General features: G+C 59.0%; 13 protein-coding genes, 7 pseudogenes and 1 other annotated feature. Of the genes and pseudogenes, 6 read left to right on the forward strand and 14 right to left on the reverse strand.

What is annotated here, in order from left to right:
* The first annotated feature begins 334 nt into the window (after nt 1-334).
* Nucleotides 335-1,213 (forward strand): response regulator, encoded by an 879-nt coding sequence (locus CO660_RS27255; RefSeq protein ID WP_016737392.1) that lies wholly within the window; start codon nt 335-337, stop codon nt 1,211-1,213.
* Here the strand turns inward: CO660_RS27255 and CO660_RS27260 are convergent.
* The 3 genes and pseudogenes from CO660_RS27260 to CO660_RS27270 all read right to left on the reverse strand — a co-directional run.
* Nucleotides 1,179-1,826, reverse strand: a complete 648-nt coding sequence (locus tag CO660_RS27260) for a BON domain-containing protein (protein WP_012489422.1) — start codon at nt 1,824-1,826, stop codon at nt 1,179-1,181. The two genes, CO660_RS27255 and CO660_RS27260, sit on opposite strands and share 35 nt — an antisense overlap.
* Nucleotides 1,827-1,949: 123 nt before the next feature.
* Complete coding sequence (locus CO660_RS27265; protein ID WP_016737390.1) at nt 1,950-3,305, reverse strand: trypsin-like peptidase domain-containing protein; 1,356 nt, start codon at nt 3,303-3,305, stop codon at nt 1,950-1,952.
* Nucleotides 3,306-3,413: 108 nt separating this feature from the next.
* Nucleotides 3,414-3,656: pseudogene (locus CO660_RS27270) on the reverse strand (alcohol dehydrogenase); the annotation flags it as partial.
* On the opposite strand from CO660_RS27270, the pseudogene CO660_RS34040 reads away from it, so the two are divergent.
* Nucleotides 3,655-3,813: pseudogene (locus tag CO660_RS34040) on the forward strand (alcohol dehydrogenase); the annotation flags it as partial. The pseudogenes CO660_RS27270 and CO660_RS34040 overlap by 2 nt on opposite strands.
* A 151-nt stretch (nt 3,814-3,964) precedes the next feature.
* Here the strand turns inward: CO660_RS34040 and CO660_RS27280 are convergent.
* Nucleotides 3,965-4,420 (reverse strand): annotated as a pseudogene (locus CO660_RS27280) (pyridoxamine 5'-phosphate oxidase family protein).
* 129 nt (nt 4,421-4,549) lie between these two features.
* Between CO660_RS27280 and CO660_RS27285 the strand changes: the two are divergent.
* The gene (locus CO660_RS27285; protein ID WP_008534144.1) at nt 4,550-5,371 is read left to right on the forward strand and encodes a universal stress protein; all 822 of its coding nucleotides are present in this window, start codon (nt 4,550-4,552) and stop codon (nt 5,369-5,371) included.
* Nucleotides 5,372-5,448: 77 nt separating this feature from the next.
* Here CO660_RS27285 and CO660_RS34550 read toward each other — a convergent pair.
* The 4 genes and pseudogenes from CO660_RS34550 to CO660_RS27305 all read right to left on the reverse strand — a co-directional run.
* Nucleotides 5,449-6,287, reverse strand: a pseudogene (locus CO660_RS34550) (HAD-IC family P-type ATPase); the annotation flags it as partial.
* 167 nt (nt 6,288-6,454) lie between these two features.
* Nucleotides 6,455-7,549, reverse strand: coding sequence for a GSU2403 family nucleotidyltransferase fold protein (locus CO660_RS27295; RefSeq protein ID WP_012489416.1), 1,095 nt, complete (start codon nt 7,547-7,549; stop codon nt 6,455-6,457).
* Between the two features lie 135 nt (nt 7,550-7,684).
* A pseudogene (locus tag CO660_RS27300) lies at nt 7,685-8,238 on the reverse strand (hypothetical protein).
* Nucleotides 8,239-8,365: 127 nt separating this feature from the next.
* On the reverse strand, nt 8,366-9,040 hold the full coding sequence (locus CO660_RS27305; RefSeq protein ID WP_008534132.1) for a transcriptional regulator: 675 nt from the start codon (nt 9,038-9,040) through the stop codon (nt 8,366-8,368).
* Between the two features lie 598 nt (nt 9,041-9,638).
* Between CO660_RS27305 and CO660_RS27310 the strand changes: the two genes are divergently transcribed.
* Entirely contained in the window at nt 9,639-10,364 is a 726-nt protein-coding gene (locus tag CO660_RS27310) for a DUF2726 domain-containing protein (protein ID WP_016737385.1), read from the forward strand.
* Nucleotides 10,365-10,567: 203 nt separating this feature from the next.
* On the opposite strand, the gene CO660_RS27315 is transcribed toward CO660_RS27310, so the two are convergent.
* From CO660_RS27315 to CO660_RS27330, 4 genes are all read right to left on the reverse strand, one after another.
* The gene (locus CO660_RS27315) at nt 10,568-11,269 is read right to left on the reverse strand and encodes a DUF2182 domain-containing protein (RefSeq protein WP_225884162.1); all 702 of its coding nucleotides are present in this window, start codon (nt 11,267-11,269) and stop codon (nt 10,568-10,570) included.
* Between the two features lie 116 nt (nt 11,270-11,385).
* Nucleotides 11,386-12,987: a tyrosinase family protein gene (locus CO660_RS27320; RefSeq protein ID WP_016737383.1), complete on the reverse strand. Its 1,602-nt coding sequence runs from the start codon at nt 12,985-12,987 to the stop codon at nt 11,386-11,388.
* Between the two features lie 72 nt (nt 12,988-13,059).
* Complete coding sequence (locus CO660_RS27325; protein ID WP_016737382.1) at nt 13,060-13,458, reverse strand: hypothetical protein; 399 nt, start codon at nt 13,456-13,458, stop codon at nt 13,060-13,062.
* A 63-nt stretch (nt 13,459-13,521) separates the two neighbouring features.
* Nucleotides 13,522-15,117 carry a M4 family metallopeptidase gene (locus tag CO660_RS27330; RefSeq protein ID WP_176536397.1) on the reverse strand — a complete coding sequence of 532 codons (1,596 nt, stop codon included), beginning with the start codon at nt 15,115-15,117 and terminating at the stop codon, nt 13,522-13,524.
* Nucleotides 15,118-15,661: 544 nt separating this feature from the next.
* Here CO660_RS27330 and CO660_RS27335 point away from each other — a divergent pair.
* Nucleotides 15,662-15,853 (forward strand): hypothetical protein, encoded by a 192-nt coding sequence (locus tag CO660_RS27335; protein WP_016737380.1) that lies wholly within the window; start codon nt 15,662-15,664, stop codon nt 15,851-15,853.
* Between the two features lies 1 nt (nt 15,854).
* Here CO660_RS27335 and CO660_RS27340 read toward each other — a convergent pair.
* Nucleotides 15,855-17,087 (reverse strand): annotated as a pseudogene (locus CO660_RS27340) (IS3 family transposase).
* Nucleotides 16,686-16,802, reverse strand: a sequence feature (AL1L pseudoknot). Its footprint overlaps the pseudogene before it by 117 nt.
* A gap of 56 nt (nt 17,088-17,143) precedes the next feature.
* On the opposite strand from CO660_RS27340, the pseudogene CO660_RS27345 reads away from it, so the two are divergent.
* A pseudogene (locus tag CO660_RS27345) lies at nt 17,144-17,392 on the forward strand (DNA polymerase IV); the annotation flags it as partial.
* A 28-nt stretch (nt 17,393-17,420) separates the two neighbouring features.
* On the opposite strand, the gene CO660_RS27350 reads toward CO660_RS27345, so the two are convergent.
* Nucleotides 17,421-18,785, reverse strand: coding sequence for a hypothetical protein (locus CO660_RS27350; protein ID WP_016737376.1), 1,365 nt, complete (start codon nt 18,783-18,785; stop codon nt 17,421-17,423).
* Between the last annotated feature and the right edge of the window lie 17 nt (nt 18,786-18,802).

Raw genomic sequence — 18,802 nt, forward strand, 5'->3', positions numbered from 1 at the left:
TTCTTGTTCGTTCATCAGCGCTTTTTGTTGGATTGTGAGAGCACGGATCCTGCCAACTGCTTGGTAGCAGTGCTGTATTTCGTGCTCGATAGAACCTGCGAAGCCTTGTCCTCCATCGCAGCTCCTGTCTGCTTTGAGGTGCCCGCCTGCAAGGGCTCTGTTGCAAGATCGACTCCGACTATGTCCTGATGTACCCGGCGATCCGCCCCGGCAGCTACGTCCTCATTTCCGTGACCGACACCGGCACCGGAATGACGTCCGATGTGATGGAGAGGGCTTTCGACCGTTCTTCACCGCGAAACCGACGGGCTCGGGAACGGGGCTTGGGCTGAGCATGGTCTACGGTTTCGCAAAGCAATCCGCAGGGCACCTGCAGCTCTACAGCGAACTTGGCGAAGGGACGACGGTGCGCCTCTTTCTTCCACGCGCCGACGCCGGAAAGGATTCTCATCCGAACGAGCAGCGGGCTGAGGAAGCCCCGCCTCGGGGCACGGAAACTATCCTGGTGGTCGAGGACGACGCGAGAGTTCGCCGAGTGACGGTCAGCCGCCTGCAGACGCTTGCCTACTTCGTGATCGAAGCTACGAACGGGATCGACGCGGTGAAGGAGCTGGAGGCGGGGCATGACGTAGCGCTCCTGTTCAGTGATGTGGCCATGCCGGGAATGAACGACGACGAACTGGCCCGGAATGTCCGGGAGCGCTGGCCGAGGGTGAAAATTCTCCTGACGTCGGGCTTTTCTGAACCCCATGCCGCGGACAAGGAGATCGAAGCGGGCGCCGGCTGGCTGAAGAAGCCGTACACTGCATCGGAGATGTCGACACGTCTCAGGCTGCTGCTCGCCACGAGGCCTAATAGCGATTCTGCTCGACAGCAGGATTTCAATTTAGAAAAATCAAACCCAAACCTCAATCGCGCTGCCGTTGCGGGGACTCATATCTTTCTTCGCGGAAGATCCCAGCCTACGTCGCCACCCAAGGTCGCTCTCCAAGAACATCAATGGTCGCCTTGTGCTCGCGACGGAGGCTCTGCAACGGGTGGTGCGGAATTTCGTTCCGAAGACGAGATCTGCGCGCAAGTCGATCAAGGAAATTGGGCTCTATGCGAAGGGCGCTCAGCGGCGCCCTTGCTGCTGAGTGTGGGCAGAGCAGTAATGTCTAGCCAATCCCGATATTCGATCACCCGACCGTCAGTCGGTCGTCGAGAGTGCTGATCCCTGGAGCGGACCATGCAGCGCGCTCCGCCGCCTGCCGTTCCGACCAGGTCTTCACCTTGCCGGAGAGGATTACCTTTCTGCCTTGGACGTCGATTCTGATTGCATCGGCCTCAAGAGCGGCGTCGCGCTGGAAAGCATCCTCGATGCGTTTCTTGACATCCACCGCCGTAATATGCGGCTTCAGCTCCACTAGGTTGGACACCCCTACTACGCCGGCGAGATCCCGCACGGCGTCGTAGGCCGCGTTCTTTTGATATTGCCACTCGACCTCTCCCCGCAAGGTGATCCACCCTTTGAGGACCCGCACCTGCACCGAATCCTTTGGCACGGAAACGTTCCAGTCGAGCATTTTGACAGCTCGCCGGGCGATGTCGTCGTCGTCTGTTTCCTTCGGCCCGAAAATCCGGACCTCGATATCGGCAGCTATTCCGCGCACGCCCTTGACGCGACTAACCACGCGCTCTGCGGCTTCTTTCTCCGCGTAGGTGCGCACGTGACCAGTCAGTGTGACGATCCCGCTATCGACCGCGACGCCGATATCAGCCGCGTCGATGCTGGGCTCGAATTCCATTTCGTCGAGAATGTTCTGTCTGAGTTGAATGTCGTTCATGACAACCTCCTTCAGGTTTGCGACGTGCCGATCGTGACAGCGCCGCAGATTTTCGTCGTTGATCTTCATCAAGCACGAGAGCGACCTTGGAATTTCAGCGGACAGAACACGGTCTGCGGGCTGCTACTGGGTCTGCACGTCAGCGGCCACGAAGAGGCGGTGGCCGTTCCTCACGACGGTGATGAGAGCACGGGCATGCTCCTTCACGAGTATTGAGAGGAGTTGCCCGACGTCCGTCACCGGCTGCTGGTCGAGAGCGACGATAACGTCGTCCGGCTGCAGGCCGGCCTGTGCCGCGACCGAACCCTCGGCGACGACGACGACGCGGGCGCCGGGACCATCGGGAGAGTTCGCCATCTCGGCGTCGGCGAGAGGGCCGCGGGCGATATGAATGGTACGCGAAGCAGCCGGTTCGGCAACCGGTGCGTCGGACACCACGGGAAATGCTTCTATCCTTCGGCTCGCGCGGTCGATCTGGAAGGACGGCTTGGACTGCAACGGTAGCGATCCCACAAGCCTTCGAACGTCGGACGCGCCGCGCACCGTCCTTCCGTCGACCATCCGAATGACGTCGCCCGGCTGAATTCCTGCATTTGCCGCCGGTGAACCCGGAAGGACTTCGCTGACCAGCGCGCCCGCCCCTTCATCGACGCCGAACGCCTTTGCGAGACCGGGCGTCAGGTCCTGCGTTAAAATTCCCACCTCGCCGCGTACCAACTTGCCGGTCAGGATGAGCTGCCGCATCACGATGCCGACAGTCTCGGCTGGGACCGCAAAACCGATGCCGATGCTTCCTCCGGCGGGGCCGATGATCGCGCTATTGATCCCGACCACGACGCCGTCCTCGCTTACAAGCGCGCCGCCCGAATTGCCGGGATTGGTCGACGCGTCCGTCTGAATGAATCCTTCGTACCCCTCCGATCCCACGGCACGGCGCCCAAGCGCGCTTACGATGCCCATCGTCGCGGTCTGGCCCAGGCCGAAGGGATTCCCGATCGCCACGACGACGTCGCCGACGTGAAGCGAGGACGCGCTTCCAAACTCGGCTTGAACAAGATGATCAGGTGGAATTTGAACGACAGCGACATCCGTCTCGGGATCGGCGCCGACAAGTTTCGCTTGGAAGCGTCGGCCGTCGGAGAGCGCCACCTCGATTTTTGAGGCGCTTGCTATGACATGCTGGTTGGTGACGATGTAGCCGTGGACCTCGTCGATGACGACACCCGATCCGGCCGATTGGAAGCTGTGCTCTGCCGGCGCAGCGTCGTCAGGTAGTCCGAAGAACTTTCTGTAGAAGGGATCAGCAAGCGTTGCATCCGCGTCGTCGAGTTCCCTGCCCTGCACCGAGATGCTGACGACGCTCGGCACGACACGCTGGAGCATCGGCGCGAGCGACAGGCTGTCTGCAACGGCTGGAGCCGACAATAGGCTCTCACCTGCGATGAAGAGCGCCGCCAAGGCGAGCAACGAACGCGACATCTCTGATCTCCTTGCGGAAGCGCCGCCGGTTGTCGGCGGACGTCTTGACGAAGAAGCTTTTGTGTAGCGCAAGCAAAGCGCATTGATCCTTGTCAAGGGGAACATCGGCTACGGAACGATCACGGCGGCTCCAGAGACACGGCCTGCGCGCAGATCGTCGAGAGCCTCGTTCGCATGCTCGAGGGGGTAGACGCTGGTGAAGCATCTGACCCCTGCCGCCTTCCCGATCGAGAAGAATTCCGCCCCGTCGCTCCGCGTCAGGTTCGCCACCGAGACGACCCGCCGCTCGCCCCAGAGCAGACGATAGGGCATGCTCGGAATGTCTGACATGTCGATGCCGCCGCAGACCAACGAGGCCGGACGGAAGTTCACGCTTGATCTTGGCGCCGTCTGGACCGGGTTTTCCGGTGAAAGGCCGCCGGTGCCGCTCGACGCCGCCATCATCTTCGCGCCGGCCGGCGAGCTCGTGCCAATGGCGCTCGACGTGGTGCGGAAGGGCGGAACGGTTGCCGACCGGCAAAGATCTCGTCTTGAATCAGAGCGCCCGCGCGAAACGCGGGTGCGAGGTGAAATTAGATGTGGCGCTTGGATATAGGCCGCGTAGATATGGCATGTGGTGCTCCGATTGTGGGATGCGGGTTCGGCTCGAGCATCGACGGTCATTCCGTTCTGACTGCACTGCGTCCCGACACGGCCGTGACGGCAATGCCGTAGAAGACATGAGGAGAGCCATCGGGCATGGGGAACTCCTGGGGCTTTATAGAGCCGATTTCCCACCAGTCCGAATACTTTTGGAGAAGACCACGCGTGGAGCCGTTCGCTTTGTCGCGCCTCGCTGTCAGGAAATTCCTCGAACCTGCCTTCGACGACGATGCTCGTCCACCCGCCGGCGCTCGAACGCTGCTCGATGTGTAGGCAGACCTTGTCGTTCCCCGCATCCAGTCGAGCTTCTTGCCGGGCATGGTGAAGCTATAGGCGACGCCGTTGGAAAAGGCGAAATAGATCGCCGCCACGTAGAGCTGCCCATCCTTGCAGCATGCCAGATGACCGAAACGCTCGTTCTCCAGGATGCGGTAGCACTCACCGGGGTTGATCTCCGTCAGATTGATCGTCATGGCCGTGTCCTCCAGCTTCGATGAAGGCGCGATTATAGGAGCTTCATTGCGCCGCGGCCTTGACCAAGCGCAATGCGAACTCTCTCAGCGGCATGCATCATGACGGAAGTTAAACCTCAGGAGGCAAGCATGAAGCCGCAGTTCCATCTCCCGTTGTCGACCTATCCCGACGCGAGTTCCTTCGCCATAATCGACAATGCTATCGGCCTCGCTAGGCAGAATGACGCCCATCTCGTCGCCAGTATCCCACAAGTCCGGATCCCCCAGGTCCATCCGCCCTTTCCCACCGTTATCGATGTCGAGACATGGCGGGGACAAGCAGAACGGTATAGCCGGGACAGCGGGACTTCGCTGCGGGGACACATCGCCGACGCTATTTCGGAAACTGGCTTCGAGGTGCGAATCCACGGATTCGAGGTCAGGGAACCGTTCGTCTATGAACGCTTTTCTGAAATTGCCAAGTGCTACGACCTTTCCATCGTCGAAGCCTCGGAGCTCTCCCGGCAACTCTCCGAAACGCTGCTATTCGGAAGCGGCCGTCCGCTCGTGCTATTTCCAGCCACCAGCGTCTACTCTCGTGTGGACACGATCGCCGTCGCCTGGGACGGCAGCGCCACCGCAGCGCGCGCCCTTTCCAGCGCACGGGTCTTCATCGAACGCGCGATCAAGGTGCAGGTCATCTCGATCACCGACGACAAGGAGATCGACGAGGCGAACCGCGCCCTCCTGATCTCTTCGTTGAAGCATTCGGGACTCGACGTGGATGACGTATCGATCCAGGCAGGCGGCGAGACCGCGACAGGCGCCATCCAATCGGCCGCGCTGGAACGAAAGGCGGACCTTCTGGTCGCGGGCGGATTTGGCCATTCGCGGCTTCGTGAGTTCATCCTCGGCGGCGTCACTCGAGAACTTCTCGTCAAGGCCGAGCTACTAGTGCTTCTCGCCCATTAGAGGGCGCGAAGGGCGTTTAGAATGACCGCGACGTCGATGGCCTCCTAAAGCAATGCCCCGCCGACTGGCGGAAGGTATTGAAGCCGGTCTTCGAGCGTGATCGTGCCAGCCGGCGTGCCGTCAAACACTACCTTGACACGCATTGCGCTGCCTGACCCGTTAGGCGTCTCCTCCGACGCCGACGCGCACGCCATCGACGATTCCGGATCCCGCGGTCTCGGTCACCTCCGATGGGCGGCTCACTCCCAACCCACGTCTATGCGCCTCGTCCACCAGCGCGCGTCCGACCACATGGCCCGACGCCTGGTCCAGCGAGGCGGCCAGCCGCAGGATCCTGTTAGGATGCTCCGATCCCTCGATGTGGCCGACTTCGGGCTGTCCCGCGGTGAGCGTCCCCGTCTTGTCGAACACCGCCACGGTGGCCTGGACGAGTGCCTCGAGAGGTCCCGCACCCTTCACCAGAACGCCCTCCTTCGCAAGTGCGACGGGTACGGCCAGGATCAACGGACAGGGCGTGGCGACGACCAGCACGGCCACGATCCTTGACAGGTCTCCGGACATGAACGCCGAGACGCCTGCAATCGCTACCGTGGCGAACAAGAACCACACCGAGAACCGGTCGGCCAGTCGCATCAGCTTCGCCTTGGAGCGCCTCGATGCTTCCACGAGCCTCACTATTCCGGTATTCCGGCATAGGTGCTGTCTCGGCGCGACTTAGAACGCGGATTTCGATCACGTCCCCCTCGTTCGTAGCGCCACTTGAAATGTTGCCATCCCTCGCGATGCGCACCCTTAAAGGCTCTCCGGTCAGGACCGCCTGGTCGATCGTCGCGACTTCGCTGACGAGAGCCCCGTCGGCCGGTACGACGTCGCCCTTGCGTATCAGGAGCACGTCGCCGACCGCGATCTTCTCGATTGACCCCCTTGCTATGTAGATCAGCGCTTCGCCTGCCCGGCGCTGGCCGGGGCCAGATCTGAGACCGTGCGATGCAGATATTCGGCACAGGACCCCGCAGGACCATATTCATCTTCATTGTCTTCACGACTTCGAATCAAATCAACTGCTTAGCCTTGAAAGACGGCCTATTCTCCAAACGGAAGTTCAATTTCTTCGCCGTTTCTTTTTCCGCCCTCGGTCAGGACCGTGTTGAGCCGCTCGGCATCTTGTGCTGGCAGCATTCCCGCCCCGGTTCGAATACCTTCTCGCCATGTAGGCCCGCGCCTCCATGCTTCGTTGTAGACGAGCGCCAAGTCGGTAGATCGCCTTGTCTGCTGCAGCGCTTCGAAGAGCAGCGCAGCTTGTCGGATGTCCTTCTCACGCTTCGCCGGCCCCTGCCCGTCCGTGTTTCGGCGGCTGGCGACTATTAGCTTGTGGACGGCATACCGGGACGGATCAGGGACGACGACCGGAACACCGCTTCGGTGGAGCAGCATTGTCCTGACGGGTTCCCTTATGAGGAAGTCGAGAAAGCGCAGTGGATCCGCGCTGGCGCCACCAAGAGCGGGCATCTTCGCCGGCTGATCGATGTAGTCATCCGAACCACGGTTCGACGTCAGGAACTCAACCCTGTAGCCGTCGGCATTCTGAAACGCTGACGATACCGCGGCTCCCGATCGATGTGGAACTGGACGAAAGCTGGCGTCGACGCCCTGCAGCAACTCAAGGATCGGAGGCAGACTATCTTCGACCTCCCGACTGATGGCATAGTCCTGGGCGATGTCAGCATCGCCGGTCAGGATCGCAGCCATGGGAAGACGGACACCGAGCAGTCCTGAATAGCACTGAAAGGCCACCGTGCCTATGAGAATACCCCGGAGCCGAAAGAGACCGCCATCGGCAAGAGCCTCGACGATATCGCCCGACATGGCGTCAGGGGCGATCATCCCGCCTTCGCGGGTCAGGGTATTTACCAAGCGCCTGCGAGCGCGTAGATCGTCCTTGTCCCGCTTATGATCAGCTACGCGCTGTGCGATAACCGGATCATCAGCGGAACCGACGTAACGACGTTTCGTACCACCATGTCCATCCGGGATGTCGAAATACCAGTACTTGCGCCCCTTGATGTTTGCCGGGGTGAACCGACCCTCCGGAGGGAAATCGGCCGTCCAAGCGGCGTCGAGCGAGCGCTGACCGAGCTCAGCGAGCATCGTCTGATACATGAGGTCGATGGACTTCATAGCTCGACTCCAGGGTTATACTGTTTTTCAAAAACAGTATAACGGTCGTGAGGATAGGTCGCAAGATAGGATGCCGCCTCTATCGCCTTGAAAGGACACCTGCAACAAGCTTAAAAGGCAGGCAGCGCGTCACGCTCATCGTTCAAACCGCTCCAGCATTTTTCTCAACTGCGCGTTTTGCAACGTTAGCTTTCTGGCCAGCTGATCCCTGAGCATCCTGATCTCGTCATCGAGGCTCATCCCGTTTGCAGTTTGGATAAATTGGGGATCGTCTGCAATCGCCACCGCTTCCTTGCTGCGGCTCCTTTGCTCGCGCGGTGCGACTCGGCAATTCGCTTGAGCCTAGCGGCATCATTCGCAGCGGTGACGTCGAAACCAGTACCACCTGATATAGCGGGATCAGCGACCTCCACGATTTCGGCAACTTCGCCGTCGACCTTGTCGTGGACATCGCTTTCGGCTTCTTCGGAATGCACAGGCTTGAGGGAAATTGCACCGGGTTGACCGTGACGAGGTAGCTCCGCGCCTGCCGGCCGACCATCGCTATTCAGGCTGTCCTCGGCAGGCGTTTCAGTCGGACCAGAACTAGGCAACGCCTCCGGCGAAACCTTCTCGGTCGAGCCGCTTTCTCGCTTTTGTTCGCGTCCCGGTGAGACCAGTCGGGCAAGAAATTTCCAGGGAGACGCCATCTATCCGACCTCGCGTTTTATCCCGCAAGCAGGCAGTAAGTCTTCATTCCGGCAACAGCTCACCGTCGCCAAATTTTATCTCTTGATAAGCATGGAAATGCGGCCGGCGATTGACCAGCTGCTTTTATCAATCGAGCTTGAGCCGTTTGCGCAGATCGGCATTTTCAGCGCGAAGTTTTTCAGCCAGAAGCTTGCGCAGCCGCTGATTTTCCTCTTCTAACTGCAGGAGGTCCGCCATTTCATCGATCGCTGTCATCGGCGCGGCAGGCGCCGGCTGCACAGCCTTTGGAGCGCGGCGCACCGGTGCGCGTTTGGCACTCGCCGCAGCTTCGACCACCTTTGTCTTGCGCCCTCTCCTCTTCACACCACCGGCGCCGGCCAGAGCAGCTGCTGGCTCTGCCGTAGTGTCAGCTGACGCGGTTTCGAGTGCCGCGGCTTTCTTGGCCCTGGGTTTGCGCTGTTTCTTCGGCGTAATTGGCGTTTCGACAACGGCCGGCACATCGGCACTGGTTGCAGTATCAGTCTCGTCGGCCATGCTCGTCTCCTGTGTATCTGATGCAGTTGTCGACGGCTCAAGAGGCGGTGTCAACAACGACTCAGCCTGATCTGGTTTTGGTAGAGAAATTTCGCTGTTGGATTTGCCACTCTGAGAGCTATCCGACAGAAACGGCATTGCCTCTTTGTCTAGGTCGCGAGCGACGGATTTTAGGTCCACGTTGCCCCAGATCGAGTTCGACCTAGTATCGAGTTTTCGTCTGCCGCTTTTGTACTCGACGGCAAAACTGCGTTGCACTTTTTTCAATATAAAAGCCCTTGAAAAATTCACGGGATGATTTGGTGATAGGGTGGTGTATCCGAAATAACGATTACCGGACTGCCCGTCTATAGCCACGCTCGAATGTCCACCTCACCTTTCCAGGAGCAGAATTCGTGGCCAGTCGAATGGGGGATGAGACGGGTGAGGCTACATTGGCCCTGAACGAAGTCAAACCGTACTGATTCAAAAGTTGCACGTGGGCAACTTATCGGCGAGCTTCCTTGTTGTGCATCGCCGGAGTCTTAAAAGATTTTAACTGCCGAACCCTCAATCGAAGAAGCAATGCGCCTGTCAACCTTGTCTTTCTTTGCTCGCCTGCCGGGCCAGTTCCCTTCGATCCATTATGCGATCTTCCTGGCCCAAAACGTGAACTCCATAGCAACAAGCCGGCCGCTGGCCTCGAAAGCTCTCCCAGTACCAGCGACGTAGGAATGTCCTGGGCCGAGCGGATTGCGACTGACCGCTAGAGCCAATATCGGTGCGCCGGCGGAAGCTTCATGCGTGCGAGCCCTCATTCTTTTGGATGACTTTCCGCGCATCGTAAAAGCGTCATACTATCTTGGCGGGAAATTCGGAGAGGGGCATGCATTATCGCCAAAGGTCGGTGCTGTCTGCGGCACCTTGGCTGATCATCGGAGCTGCCGTAGTAGGCGCTTCGAGCGGTGTAACTGTTGCAGACTTCGAAAAGCCGGAACTGCTAATCGCCGCCCTGCTTGTCGGCCTTATCATCGGCATGTCCGTTGAGCAGTTCCTAACCAGGACGAGCAGACAGGCGTGGCGCGAGAGAAACAGGTCACGATCGGAGGAAAGGCGCTGGAACGAGCGCATCATACAGGAACCCAGGCTTCAGACGCCAGCTGCTGAGCCATTGCGTCCAGTCGACGCCACGGATCAACTGCGTATTGTGATGCGCTCCAATTTCACCATTCAGCCATTGTTGAACAAGAGCGAAGCCCGGGTGTTTCGGGAACTCGACAGCGTCGTGATCGGCTGCAATTCCACCTGGCAGGTGATGGCTCAGGTTTCGTTGGGCGAGATCCTTCGAAGTGCCGACCCAGACGCCTACAGTTGCATCAACTCCAAACGTGTCGACTTGCTCCTCGTCGACGGCAATTGCCAACCGAGGCACGTCATCGAATACCAGGGCGGAGCACACCACCAAGGCACCGCGGCCGCGCGTGATGCGGTAAAGAAGGAGGCGCTGCGACGCGCCGGGATCGGCTATTATGAGGTGGTGGCTGGCCAAACGACGCCGTCGGAACTCAGGCGATTGGTCGAGAAGCTGGTGGACAACCCGCGTGTCACTTAAAGCGATATCATCACAAACCTATGCACGGCCGAGCCTCTTCGACAGGAAGAAACGATTGTCTTGCCGCGATGTAATTGAGGCACACCCGGAATGATCTCCGATCTCCAGGCGGTTCGCGAAAATCTGTTTCCGGCCAGTCGCGCAGCGATCGAGGACTTGCAGGCGTTCCCTTGGCATCGTGATCGAACCAATCGAATCCAAGCCTACAAGGCGCATTCGTCGCAAGCCATCGTAATCGATGTACTGCCAGAACTTTGTCGCCATCCCGCAACGTTCCGGGCGATGAGCCTGATGGCCCTTGAAGGCACCCGGAATTGCCAGCGAGGCGCACAGGCCGGCTCCAGTCGCTCCGCCCAGATGTAGACGGCGACAATTGCCATGAGTGGCAGATGATGCGACGGCGCAAGCAAGGGCAACAGCATCAAGCCCCAACAGCTTGCAATGCACCAGAGACCGTGTGTCATCCCCCATGCCAGCACATTTTCATAGGCCGCCGGCGGAAAGGCGGCCAGGCTGGGGCGGCGATGACACCGGTTCAGGGCGACCTGCTTCCAGGGTGAAATCTGCCAGATAAACGCGATGATCAGGCACGCGACCAGAGGCAGGGCGGAACTGGTTGAAGCTAGGCGCAGCGTGATCGCGACGCCGAGGAGAGCAATACCCGCCACCATCCATGTACCGAGATAACTGACGACAAACAACAGCTCGGCCCACGGCCGCACGCGCCAGAAGCTGCGCTCGCGCACATGCCTCAGTGGAACAGAGAGCGTCGGCAGCATCATTGCCATCACCATCATCGCCCAGCTGACGATCAGCTGCAAAGGTGAGACGTAACTGAAGAAAAAGGCATAAGTCTTCGGTGAGGGAGTGGACCAGACGAAAGCAGCGGAACAGATCGTCGGCATGGAGGTGCTGTCGCCGCCGACAGCCAGGGGAATCCATGCCGAGCCGGCAGCCAGTGCGAGTGGCGCAAAACCGCGGCGCCACTCGCGCACCGCAGGAGAGGTGCTGCGCAAGACGCTCACTCGAATTGCCGATAGATGCTGATCCGGCCGATTTTGATATTCGCCGCATCCGGGATGTTTTCGAGCGGGACGAAACTTACCGGCAGGCGGGCGACATCAAATTCGCCGTCGAGGTGCATTTTATCGACAATGTCTGTGATTTCCAGCTTGTATGTGATGCCGTTTCCGGAATGTTTGCCTGCCGGATCGCTCGCCTGCGTCACGCCAAAGAGCGCGACACTGCCCGCCAGATATTTCTTGTTCCCGGCGGGATCGGCCCCCTCGGGCAGCCCGACATAGACCTGGAATATCACGGCGTCATGCACGCCGGTGACATTCTCGAGATTGAGAAACACGCGGTCGGGCGCCGTCGGGGCGATCCTGTTGGCGCTCAGGCTTTGGCTCACCCTGGCCCTCGCATCCGGCTCGACCTTGACAGAGCTGCGCATAGTGCCGCTGCCGGCGAGCGACATGCCGCTGTCGCTGGCCGCGACCAGTTCCACCTTGTTCTGTGTCGGCATGTCTAAACCTCTTGTGGCAGCAACGGAACTCCGCGCAATGCCCAGTCTCTCCATGCGTGCGGCGACGGTGACGATCGGTCCGGCCTCCGCGCCGGGTGTCAGGTCGTCGTATTCATAGCCCAGACTGGCCAAGTCCTGCATTTTCGTCGGAGTATAAACCCATTTGGTCTTATCTGGGTTCGGCATTGTAAATTCGCGCTCACCGATGCTCGCCGGCCCATCCAACCATTTGGAGTCTGTCGGATTTTGCCAATCCGTCGGCGAAGTAAAGGGTTTGCCTGTGGGAAATTTGTTCCAGCTCTCCCACAACCGATCGATATTGCAGTGATGTAGGTAAAAGATAGGGTCGAGCGCTGCCGCGGTCGGAGTCGACATCAGGCCCGGCAATGGGCGCCCGGCCTGAGGCGAACCTGGCGGAAACACCAGGGTTGGGTGACCACCACCAACCAGCACATGGATGATGTTGTGCGGATCCGATTCGATTCCGCCGCTTTCTTCGCCGCTCCAGCTGAAGCCCGTTTCAACGCCACCGAATCCGGCACTGCCCCCGCCGCCGGGTCCGGCAAATTCTGGATCCTGCATCGCATTCAGGTTGGTTTGCGAGCTGACGTCGAATGGTGTGCTGCTGCTGAGCACCCCCCACCGCTGTTCGACAAACAGCGGATTGTCTCCGGTGCCATCCGGCCAATTGGCCGTGCGGAATGCCGGCGGCAGGACGTCCTGATCGGTTCCGAAATAGTTCCAATAGGGCAAGGCCCAGCTGGCGCTTGGTCCGTTGAGCAGTTCGATCTCGTGCCGGAGCATATTTTCCAGAGCCAGGAGATACCCGCGATGCCAGGGCAGGAAATACCAGCTCTGGTGCTGACATTGGTCGAGATAGGTCGACGTGTCGGATGCATTGGGGTCCGCATCGGCACTGTCGGTGATCTGATAGAAATCCCAGAGCCCGCGCCACATCCCATGAATCGCCGCATAGAAGTTCCAGCTTGTCGGATCTTCCAGCTTGCGGGCCTTCATCGCCTTGACGCCCCTTGCATACCAGAGGATCGGGTCGGCCCAGTCACTTCCCAACTCAAAGATATTCTCCCGTTTGCGCATCGCACTGTCCTCTCAGGAAACGATCGAGAATTGCTGGCCGCAGACTGCACGCGACCACTCAGGCCGGCCGCATCAAACGCGCACCGCATAGAACGTGGCCGTATAACCCGCGGGTGACTGACCATTGGAGTGGGTCACTGTCCGAATAACCGTACCGACGATGGTGTCGATCTGGTCCACGCCGTTCGGCCAGCGGGGAACGGGATAGCCGAGATAGTCGTAGACCCATTCCTCGTTGTCGATCATGCCGCGCCCCTGCCATTTCAGCGTCGCCGGCGCGCCGTCCGTGGCAGCCCCGTCGAGGGAAAGAGACCAGCCGGTTCCGCCAAGAGAACCGCCGATCTTGCCGGGCGCAGGCTCGGACAAAATCAGCGTTCCCGCGCCAAAGCGCAAACTGTCGAAAGATGCGGAAAGGTCGGGGTTGTTCACCAGGCTTCGATAACTCCAGATGCCGGAAAAGCTTATCGCCATGATAGTCCTCCTTCGGTGAAGCATGCTCAAATCATGTGGCGAGCGGCAGAGGGTCCCCCCGCGTCAGGCGATGCCGACACCGTCGAATGACGCGTCGATCGCCGAAATCCGTCGCGCAAGCTGAGCGGATGGAGCGGTCCTGAACAAGGTGCGTGCCGCACTGACGACAGCCCGACGACTGTCACGGAATTGCGAGGTGCGCGAGAGCAGCTGCGTCACCGCGACATAGAAGACCGCGGCGACTTCGTCTGGCGTGAAGACCAGACTGCCGCCTTCCTCCGCCACCAGCATGAGATAAGCCGCCTTGTTATGGATACCGCTGTTGACATGCACCCCTCCCCAGTCGCCATTCTGAGTGACCGGCATGATCCGATACTGGTTCATATGTGCAGGCTGGCCCCGCGACGCGGGATCGGACATGTCGCGGATGGGACCGCCGCCTCGCGCGAACCCCTGCCCGAGCCTCCAGTCCCATTGGCGGGGATCGGGATTGCCTCTATTGGCGATCAGCATGCCGAAAATATCGGAATAGGATTCGTTGAGCGCTCCGGATTGCGCTGCATATTCGAGGCGTGAGGTATTGTCGGTCACGCCATGGAACATCTCGTGCCCGACGATATCGAGCGCGGCGGCCAGGGTGAGAAGCTGGTTGCCGTTGAGCACCTGGCCATAGACCATTTGGACGCCATTCCAATAGGCGTTGAACCACTGGTTTCCACCGGGGCTTTCGCGCATGACGACGCAATTGATGCTGGCGTTCATCGGGCCGCCGCGATTGTCGATATTATTCCTCAACACGACTTCACGGAGGAAATGCGCGACGGCCGCCGCATTTGCATGCGCGCTGACTGCGGCAGGCGGCCAGGCAGGTCCTATTTCGTCCCCCGGCAGCAGGGCATCGTTGACGTTCGGATCCCGAAAACGAAAGTCGAAGGTCTGGATATTGTTCACCGTGTCCTTCAGAACGGCGCGGGCACCAATTTTTTCGACATTTATGGTCCGTTGAACATTGCGGGCGTCGAAGGCGAGCTGCTCCTCGGCGGCCATTGTCGGGGTACGCGGTAATTCCGCAATCACCCTCCCGGTATTCGCATCCACCACGTAGTCGAAATAACGCGGCCTCAACGGACCGGATCCGGCACTCTCCGGCATCGTCACCTCGACGTCCTCGAAAATATATGCCAGATGCCATTTGTCCTTCTTGGCCTCGTAATAGAAACTGAGACGGGGCGCGACACCGGCGATCTTCTTCTTGAACTGGCCTTTCTTGTCGACCGCCGACGCCGCTCTGGTGGCCGAAATCTTCGCCACAGGCGGAACATTGGTCGGCTCCCCCAGCGCCGAATTCAGGCTCACGAGTTTGTTGTCGTCGTCCAGCTCCACGGTCACCAGCGACCCGTAGACAGGGATGTCGTGGAACGCCTGGCGAAATTTGACGGTACGGGTATGGGTCAGTGGAACCGTTTCTGTGCCGATAACCTTGAATTGAGAGTCAGCGTTTTCTGCAGACGGCGCAGTAAAGTCGGGGACGCTATTGCTTGTGAGCGCATGGCCGAGATATCGACGGGCCGCAGTCTCAGGGTCCACCACCTGTGTGGCAGCAGGCTCAAACGCGAAGGTCGGGAGGTCAGACTGTTCTTTAGCGAGAGCGGCGAACATAGGAGCCGATCCGGCGTCCGATACGTGCATCGAAAAAGATTTCATCCCGTTTCCGGGCCTGTGTGACTCTGCCATGGCAAATCCCCATCCCCATAGAGGCAGCCGCGTCGCAGGCGGCACGCCGGCTATGCAGTGTTGCTTCGGTCAAATCCGATATCGCTCACACCCTTCTAAATCGTTCGCGGAGGTATCCATGCTCGTCGGCTCGCCATCTGTAGCGCACGTCCTGTTCGTTCTGCCCGCGTCTACGGTTCAACGCCAAAGTCACAAAAGCACAGCATGCTCCGCGAGTAGGGTCACGACATAGTCGCGTCCCCCTCCGAGAGAGGATCCGGAAGAACTGAAATGGTGTGGATGCCCTTATAACGATAGGTTTTATTAAAACACGAACGCAAGCAACCATCAAGAGCTTTATCGTTCATAGTACAATTATTTCATGCACTCATTATTACTTGTAGGGACGATGGATCCATAGGTGTGCAGGTGGCCGCATTAGGCCTTGCAGGGAGAAAACGCGCACCAGCCGCCTGGATGAGAATCTGCATTGGTCGGCAAGGCGGATTTAGGCTCAGAGGCGGGTCTGGGAGAGCAGGCAACTTGCGAGCACGAGCAGCTTGAGCATGATGGCGACGAGGAGATCTTGGCTATTTTTCCTGCGGCTTTGAATGTGTTTGCTAAGCGAGCAAGAGCGGGGGGACTGAACCGCGCCGGGTTTGCCGGAGACCGTTTGGTTTAAGTTATGCGGCCATAGCTGGTGCGTCCAGCATGGCGTAGTATCGTTCTTCTGCCTCTGCTGGCGGAATATTCCCAATGGGTTCCAGAAGACGGCGGTGGTTGAACCAGTCGATCCATTCGAGCGTGGCGAACTCCACGGCTTCGAAGTTGCGCCATGGGTCCTCGCCGATGGATGACCTCGGCCTTGTAAAGACCGTTGATCGTTTCGGCGAGAGCATTGTCGTAACTGTCGCCAACGCTTCCGACAGACGGCTCGTGCCCGCCTCCGCCAGCCGTTCGGAATAGCGAATGGACACATATTGCGAGCCGCGGTCGGAATGATGAACCAGCGCGCCACGTTTAACGGGCCGCCGATCATGAAGCGCCTGGTCGAGGGCATCGAGCACAAAGCCCGCATGGGCCGTTCGGCTTGCCCGCCAACCGACGATACGGCGGGCGAAGGCATCAATGACGAAGGCCACGTAAACGAAGCCCTGCCAGGTCGCGACATAGGTGAAATCGGATAACCACAGCATGTTCGGCGCTGGAGCGAAGAACTGTCGGTTCACCCGGTCGAGCGGACATGGAGCGGACTTGTCCGACACGGTGGTTTTGACTGGCTTGCCGCGAATGACGCCTTGAAGCCCCATCATTCTCATAAGCCGAGCGACGGTGCAGCGGGCGATGTCGTAACCTTCTCGCTGCAACTGCCGCCAGACTTTGCGCACGCCATAGACCTGGAAGTTCTCGTTGAACACCCGACGTATCTCGACTTTCATGGCAATATCATTCCGTTCGCGGGCCGATAGGCGGTCCACGTCCATGCGCTTGGCGATAACCTCATAATAGGTGGACGGGGCAATCGGCAGCAGTCTGCAGATCGGCTCGACCCCGAGCACCGAGCGGTGTTCGTCGATGAAGGAGATCATCGCTTCAGTGGGCGGTCGAGCTCCGCCTGGGCAAAATACGCCGAGGCTTTGCGTAGAATCTCATTCGCCTGACGAAGCTCGCGTTTCTCTCGCTCCAGAGCCTTCATCTTCTCCGCCACGTCACTCGGCAAACCTGCACGCTTGCCGCTGTCGACCTCGGCCTTCTTCACCCATTCATGGAGGGTATGCGCCGAGCAACCGATCTTGGCCGCTATCGATGATACCGCCGCCCAGCGGGGGGGGATGTTCGGCTTCATGCTCCGTCACCATCCGAACGGCGCGGGCACGAACTTCAGGAGAGAATTTGTTCGTCGTCTTGCTTGTCATAGACCCTACTTCTCACGAGTTGGGGGCTCCGGCAAACTCGGCGCGGTTCATTCTGACAAGACCTCCATACCTACGACCCGGCCCGTGAAGGGCTTGAGCCGCTAATCGAAAAGGTGTGGAGTTATTGCGAGGCCAACGGGATCGCCGCGAAGACTGTGACGCTCAAGTTGAAATATTCTGATTTCGCCCAGATCACCCGCAGCAAAACGGTTCCCACACCGCTGCCGGTAATCGCCGACCTGAAGGAGATCGTCAACCTTCTGCTGGTGCCGATCTTTCCGCCCCGAAAGGGCATTCGCTGTGTTCCGGCGTGCAAATTTGGCCTAAAGCTCGTCAATGCCAATGATTGTCGTGGTCGTGGTGCGCGCCGGTCAATGCGTTTTTGAAATAACGGTTATAGTATTCGAGGTCGACGTGATGCACCTGTATCCACACGCCGGGAACATGAATTGCATCGACATGCGCGGGGAAGCGACCATGGGTATCATATATGTACTCGCAAATGTCCGTCACGCACTCAATCACGTCGCTACTGTACTCGGCGGCCTCGGTTAGGTAACGATCGCCAAAGTCATCCTTGTAAATTCCCTTGAAAAGGGCCGCATCCTTGTAAATCCCCTGTGAACCAAACTTGGCCGAAACCACTTCGTCCACGGCTTCTCTCATGTTTTGATAGTTCGGGGGGGACTTCGCCTTGATAAGGTCGCGGTCTCCCAGTCGCAGACCAACCGGATGTGCCCTGAGGCTGCTGTATTTCGGCAGCGGCACCTGCCAGCGTAAAATGTCGAGCAGTCGCCATTTCGGCACAGCGAAATCGAAACCTAGCATCGGACCGTAGCTGTCCCGGAATTTTGGATCGCCGAGCAGTACCGGCGGGCTGATGGAGGCGTGAATATAGGCTCCTAGGCCCATGGCATCAGCGACCAACATGAGATTCTGGAGCAATAAATCTGCTTCGATCTGGGTCCGTAGGCTACCGATGACGCCGAGCGGCACCTTGATCTCTTCGTTGAGAAATCGATTCTTGACCCATTTTCCTACGCCGGCCCTAAGATAGAAATTACGATCGTCAACGATTGTTGGTCGGTGTCCTTCGGGCTGTGTCAAGAGATACATCAGGCCGTTAATATATTGATGTGACAGGTCTACGACGGGAAAAAGCACCGTCGTGCCGGGCAGGTTCGACAGCAAGCGATTGGAATCGAGATAGGCGGGGAATTCGCGGTTTGCCGTATCCAGTCTGCCATTGCTAATTTTCACTTTCGCTCGTTTGGCATGTGCGATTAGTGCCTCCGGTTCGAACGATAATGGTGGGGTGAACGGAACCCTGTCGATGAAGTATGTGCCGGTATCGTTGATGAGGAAGAAATATGTCCCTTGGGCATTGTCGGGGCTGCCGGCCGTTCGCCCTTCCATATGGACATTCGGCTTTGCCATTACGAACTCGCCGGTGACAGGATCCTCAAACGGCCTGTCCGGCATTGTAAGGCCGGTAAGGCCAGTCATGGCGATTAAAATTGCCTCTTCGAGGTCGGTAAGTGGCACCGGTTTTTGGGTGGATTGATAGGTCATGGTGCCTGCTTTGATCAGGGGAACACCTCGGCCGATCCGGTGCGTACGCCGTTGAAGAATCGTCTGGATTAATGGGCGCTCGAGCAATCGCTCAAAACCGGTTTTGTTTGTCTCCTCGCTGCTCATGTTTCCTCCCCAGCCTC

Source organism: Rhizobium sp. L9, assembly GCF_002531885.1.
Classification (GTDB): Bacteria; Pseudomonadota; Alphaproteobacteria; order Rhizobiales; family Rhizobiaceae; genus Rhizobium.